The organism is Nocardia sp. NPDC047038 (genome assembly GCF_040644075.1).
GTDB lineage: Bacteria > Actinomycetota > Actinomycetes > Mycobacteriales > Mycobacteriaceae > Nocardia > Nocardia sichangensis.
The window spans coordinates 1-6,154 of the sequence record NZ_JBEYVQ010000043.1 but is presented as its reverse complement, the minus strand read 5'-3'; the positions used below and the strand labels follow the sequence as shown (position 1 = coordinate 6,154).

Genomic DNA, 6,154 nt, shown 5'->3' with positions numbered 1-6,154 from the left:
CGGATGGCCATCGGGATGTTGTAGGCGGCGGAGGCGGGGTCGAATTGGTTGAGCACCCACATCCGTTGCTGGGCCAGCGACAACGGGATCGGTTCGCTGCGTTCGGTGCGTTCGAGCACGGTGCGGGTGCCGCCGCCGGCGCCGGGCACCACCCGCGCGGCGAGGGCGGCCACGGTCGGGGCTTCGAACAGTTCGCGTACCGCGACATCGGCGTCGAGGGCTTCGTTGATGCGTGCGACCACGCGGGTGGCCAGCAGCGAGTTGCCGCCCAAGGCGAAGAAGTCGTCGTCCAGGCCGACCTCGGCGGCGCCGAGCAGCCCGGCGTAGACCTCGGCCACTGCCTGTTCCACCGGCGAGCTCGGCGCGCGGAACGCCACCGCCGACACCACCTGCGGCGCGGGCAGCGCCCGGCGGTCCAGCTCCCGCGCTGCAAGACCCTCGAGCTGGACGTCCAGCAAGGGCATACCATTGAAGACGGCAATGATCACTGAAACCGGATTCGCCTTTCTCACCGACACGACTTCTTCATCGGCACTCGATTCCTCCTACGCCGGTCTCGCCAACTCGAGGTGATTGCAGCGCGCTGCCTCCGCCGACCTCCGGCGCATCCGAAATCACGAACTCCAGTCACGGACCTACTCGGAGTTGCACTGCGCCGCCCGAGGTCGGTATCGGGAAAATCCCTACGATGGTCGAACCGGTCATTGCGGATCGAATCGGACGCGCGAGGAACGTTTCGCACCACGCTGCCGACCTCGGTGACACGCTGCGAGCTGCAGCCCAGACGCATATCACGAGGCCAGTCGCGTTAGCCCCCCACTCAGCGTCACGGAATTCGCCACCTAAACATGGACATTGAGCCAGTCAACAGTCCGGAACGACATGGCGAACCGCACGTCACCACTATCAGCGCTCGCCATATCCAGCCGACCGGACACGTGATCACTCACCAAGCGCCGTCGGCTGCCACTCGAACTCTGCTTGGCGCATTTCCTATACGCCGACCAGGGCGGACCACAATGCTGCCAGGCATACCTGTCAGGAGGAACATGCCGCGCGGATCGAGTCGGCCAGCGGGGCACCCGCCGTCAGTTCAATGCTGTTTGACGCGACGCAGGTTTATGGCGCCAGCTACTCCAGCGCGCGTGGATACGCCTAATTTTTCGAAAACGCGCGCAAGGTGTTTTTCGACAGTTTTGGGACTTATGAATAGCTCCGCAGCTATTTCACGGTTAGTATACCCTTCGGCTACCAAGCTGGCGACACCACATTCGCGGTCGGTCAATCCCGCCGGATCGGCGGCCGCATCGGGTGTAGGCCTGCGTTGGACGCGCCTTCCTAAGGATCGAAGTTCTTTCGCGGCTGCATTGGCAAATCGCGCAGCTCCGGTCTCTCGGAGGATGCCGTACGCTAGTTCGAGCTCACGGATTGCCGCACCAGTATCGTTAGCCTGAGCTAGGGCACGGCCTCCTATAATCCGGGCGCGGGCCGCCCACACACACATTTCCACAGCGTCGAAATATTCGCACGCCCATCTGGCGGAGGTAGCGGCCGCACGGAAGTCGCCAGATGCCGCCTGCACAAGCGCCCTCCCCTGAAATGCTTGCCCCTTATGTGAGAGCAATGTCAGCGGGGAATCTTCGATACGGCGCACTATCGCTTCGGCCGAATCAATTCGGCCAGTAGCCAGTTCGGCATTAACCAACTGAAGTTGAAATACTGGGCGCGCGAGTGGCGACATCCCAGGGAGTTCAAGCCCGCCTAGCGATATGATTTCTTTACGACCTCGCTCGAATTCGCCCCCCTCGATCAGCGCTTGGCCATAACACGCCCGCGCGAGCCACGCGTAGTGCGCTTGGGGTACGCGGTTGGCCGCCCGTACTGCTGCCCGCCCAGCCGTCAGGGCTGCCGAGAGGTTGCCTCTAAGTGTTTCAATCCAGCAACGTATGGCTTCTGCCGACGCGAGAAGTTGATCGTTGCCTAGCAAGATCGCCGCTTCGACGGTGGATTCGATGGTACGTTGAGCTTCGCGGAGTTGACCAAAATACATCTTCGTAGTTGCCGCGCCGAGCATGAAGCGGCCAACGAAGTGACCGTGGCCGCTTGCGCGGCTGACCTCGAGACCGCGTTCGGCATGTCGGTCGGCTGAACGGAATCGGCTGAGGGCGATCTCGGTGAAGACGAGATTCGCGAGAGCGTCGAGGAACTCGGGTGTCGGACTCAGGTTATCTGTGTCCACGCTGTTGGCGACCGAGTCTGCAAGCATCTGCGCCTGATCGACATCTCCTAACGCGGAGGTAAACCAAGCAAGGCACGAACTCCCCGCCACAAACAAAGGACGATCGCCGAGAGTCTCCGCTTCCGCCCGAGCTAGCGCGGCAGTCGCGACCGCTGACTCCCATTGACCGCGCATTTGTTGGTTCTCGGCAAGTTCTAAGTGAAGCTTGACCGCCTCTGCGGTCCCTGGAGTCGTCTGGTCCAAGGCCGTTGTGATGAGGTCGCGGACCTCGTCGGCTCGCCCAAGACTATGGTCGGCACGGGCGATCATGCCGATGATCCGCGCACGATCGCTGAACGAGTCGACCGGAACCAGCGCCAACGCCTGTTCCAGCGCACTCCGGCTGTCGTGCATGCGGCCCGAGTAAGCGAGGGCGCCAGCCATTGACACTATCAGCGAGAGCCGCTGTTCCATTCCGCCCGATTCCGGCAGCAGCTCCAGCGCTGCTTTGAACCAGCCAGCCGCAGCGGCCGGTGCACGGGACACTACTGCTTGCCCCGCCGCGGTCAGGGTTACGACAGCCTCTTCGTCGCCTGGAGATGCCGAGCGCTCAACGTGATGAGCTTGCACAATGAGGGGTGCACCGCGCATAGCAAGTGCGCGGGCTGCCCTCTTGTGGGCACCGAACCGCCACGCTGGCATCGCCTCGTCGTATACGACTCGGCGCACGATCGGATGCCGGAAACGGAATTGCCCGGCGGTGGTGGTCGTTCGGACGAGATCGACCCCGACCAGCTCATCGAGGCAATTCGATACCAGACCCTCGTCGAAATCAGAAATTTTGGTCACCAGATCGATGTTGAACGGATCACTGGCCACGGCTCCAGCCTGAAGGACCTTGAGCGTTTTGTCCGTCAACCCGGCCAGCTCTCGGACAATTGTCGCTCGCACAGCAGCAGGTATCCCGGTCTCTCGATCCTCGCCGGCTCCCTCTGCGGTCACCGGCGCCAGCGTTCCTCTTTGTACGGTGCGTGAGAGTTGCTCCAAGTAGAAGGGGTTTCCCCCAGTTTCCGAATGCAACAATCTGACTGTCCGGGAGTCCACTCGTTCACCCAACGCCTCAGCCGCCTCGGCGATGGTCAGCGGTGCAAGTTCGAACTCATACAGCTGACTTTCACGAGACGCACGCGCTACCGCGTCGAGCAGCAGAGGCGGTGCCTGCCGTGTGCGGTAGGCGAGTGCCAGCACCATACCCGGCACCAACCCTCGTCTCAGCAGATGGCCAATCAGTTCCACCGATGCGGGATCCGCCCAGTGCACGTCATCGAGGACCAGCACCAACGGCCGCACTCGGACGAGCAATCCGAATGTAGCCCGTACCGCACGATGGAACTCGAAGCGTTCTATTTCCAATCGACTTATGTTCCGCCCGCCGCGTCCCGACAACGACGGCAAGACGGTGGCGAGCTCGGAAAATTGTTCTGGTCCCATGCTTGTTGTTACGTCAGCACTCAGCGCTCCAAACTTTTGGTCGAGAGCTTCGATAACCATCCCGAACGGAACGTCCCGTTCCAACTCGGCACCACGGCCGGTTAGGACCTCGAAACCAGCCGCAGTGGCTCGCTCGCTCAGCTCCAGCAGCATGCGCGTCTTACCGATTCCAGGCTCACCAACCACAGCAATAGCGCCCACCGCTCCCGACTGGGCATCAGCTAAAAGCTTACCGATGCTCAGCAATTCGGACGACCTACCCACCAACTTCGCGCTTTCGGCGCCGCTAGCGCTGATCAACGCCATCAAGCCTCCTGCAAGAACCAAACAGAACGATCGCAACATACACTCCGCCGCTACAACCGCACATATTTAGTCTCACGCAGTGGTGGTAGGCATTTCCCCCATGCCCCCGGAGGCGGGGGCGGCATACACTGTCGCCCTCACAGAGAGGCCATCTAGAACATCTACATAGTTCGGTTGTCGGGCCGGTTGCTCTATACAGTGTCCAGGACACGGGTCATTTCTGTCGACACTCTTCGAAATGTGGCTGGGGCGCAGAGTTGATGATTGACCCAGGTTAGGATGTATTTGGGCGCAGTGCGGTTGTCATGTTGTCTGGTGCTGCGATCGGCGGATGTTGCGCGTTCTGTGATAGTAATTGCGCGGGAAACAACGAAAATTGCCTGATCAGCGGTTACATCGGCGAGTTGGCTGTGTTCAGAACGAAGCTTTGGTTGCGCCGGCGCAGGAGGGTCATCATGCTGGGGAATTGTTCGGGGCAGCGCGTTGTCGGTCCGCACAAGGTTCGGCACGCTGCCGGGATGTAGCCCTGATCTGAAGAGGAGAAGCAACGCCATGACCAGTGGGAGGCTCGCGTGCATCAAGACGATCATGTTGTGGACCGATCTGGGCTTCCTGGCCTACTGGGTCGCGACTGTGCTCGGTGTGGTAAGCGTCGGCGCCGATCCATTTCTGCAGCAATGGAACTGGTCGTTCCTCGGCCTGGACCTGTCGGCGATCGGCATCGGCCTCGGCAGCCTGCTACTGGCTCGCCAGCGTCCGGCCGCTGGTGAACGGATGATGCTCGTTGCTCTCACTGCCACCGCGGCCGCAGGAGTGATGGCGTTGAATTTCTACCTGGTCCGCTGTGAGTTCGATCCTGCCTGGTTGATCCCCAACGGTTGGCTGGTGCTGTTCCCCGCGGTCGCCGTCACCGCCATGCTTGTGTCTACCCCGTCATCTCCAACGCGTCGAACTGCGCCACGCTGGCGTACGGTGGCGCGGTTGTGTGACCGGCTCGGGAGTCGTGGCCGGTCGCGACGTCACGCCGCATTCGGTCCGCGTGCGCCCGGAGATCGCGAGGGGCCTCAGATCAGCAGTGGTATCGCATCAGAAGGCAAACAGCGAGTAGCGGTCGATCCGTGATTGTTGCGATGCGCCTGCCGAACCTCCGCGTGGCCGGGTGTCGCCCAGAGGCTTGTGCGGCGTGGCTACTACGACAAACGTGCCGAGGAGTACCGGCTCTTGTGAGTTGCCGACGCCGCCATCGGTCCAATTCTGGCTCCGCGGCCGGGTAGCGGTCGGCGATTTTCCTCCAAGGACAGCGCGGGATCGATGAATGTGGTCTCGCTCTCCTGCCAGCTGCGCGGGATCTCGCGGTAGAGGGTTCTCCTTGCCACCGAAGTGGTAGGAGATCAGCTGCTTGTTGACTTCGGCCCGTGCCGCGATGTCCCGTAGGTCAACACGATGGAAACCCTTCTCTGAAAGCTCGTCCATATTTCGAAGAGCGCTGACATCTTCTCGGTGAACTCCGGACCGTTGCTAGCCTTCCAGGTCGCTGGCCTCCCGCGACACTCCGCCGACGTTGAGAATCTGCAAAGCGTTTCCCGGCTGCTGTCAGCAATGCCGTTGTACGTAGTACCTCTACCAGCTTGGACAAGCTCCACATCTAGAACGGCCAGTCCAGATCACGGCGGACAGCACCAGGCGATGGAACAGATCCGACCACGTGTCGCCTGGGCAATCTTCACCTGCCTGACCGCGCTCCATTTAGGCATGGCACGCCGCCTCCCTGCCAGCTGCTTGCCGCGCCGGGTGTGTCGCACAGAGGCCGTTGAGGCAGCTGGCTGGCGGATGTCGGCCCGTCAGGCCGGACGCTTCTCACTCTGCTGAAGGTTCTGGACATGGAGGTAGCGTGTCAGTGAACTGTGTCGGCCGCGCAAGAGCGTGTTCAAGTCGTCGTTCAAAGGCATGGTCGGTCGCGGCACTGCGGCGGGCTGGAGAGCTGACCGAATTCGGCGGGTCGATGACGGACATGTCCCCGTTCACGCCGCGCAGTCTGCTGAGACTAGCTGTGATGTCCGGGGAGGTTGGTCAGTCGGGTGACCGGTGAGCGGCCGCCGATGGCGGAGTGGGATCGGTGGTGATTGTAGAAGTGGAGCC

At 61.8% G+C, this 6,154-nt stretch carries 4 protein-coding genes; 1 reads left to right on the top strand and 3 read right to left on the bottom strand.

Going from position 1 to position 6,154, the window contains the following annotated elements; genetic code table 11:
- Positions 1-458, bottom strand: a 458-nt coding sequence (locus ABZ824_RS39570) for a phosphopantetheine-binding protein (RefSeq protein WP_356970032.1), incomplete at its 3' end; no start/stop codon positions are given.
- A 635-nt stretch (positions 459-1,093) separates the two neighbouring features.
- Positions 1,094-4,054 (bottom strand): AAA family ATPase, encoded by a 2,961-nt coding sequence (locus tag ABZ824_RS39565; RefSeq protein ID WP_356970031.1) that lies wholly within the window; start codon positions 4,052-4,054, stop codon positions 1,094-1,096.
- Positions 4,055-4,567: 513 nt separating this feature from the next.
- Here ABZ824_RS39565 and ABZ824_RS39560 point away from each other — a divergent pair.
- Entirely contained in the window at positions 4,568-5,137 is a 570-nt protein-coding gene (locus tag ABZ824_RS39560; protein ID WP_356970030.1) for a DUF5360 family protein, read from the top strand.
- On the opposite strand, the gene ABZ824_RS39555 is transcribed toward ABZ824_RS39560, so the two are convergent.
- Positions 5,102-5,488: a TetR family transcriptional regulator gene (locus tag ABZ824_RS39555; RefSeq protein ID WP_356970029.1), complete on the bottom strand. Its 387-nt coding sequence runs from the start codon at positions 5,486-5,488 to the stop codon at positions 5,102-5,104. The genes ABZ824_RS39560 and ABZ824_RS39555 overlap by 36 nt on opposite strands.
- Positions 5,489-6,154 lie beyond the last annotated feature (666 nt).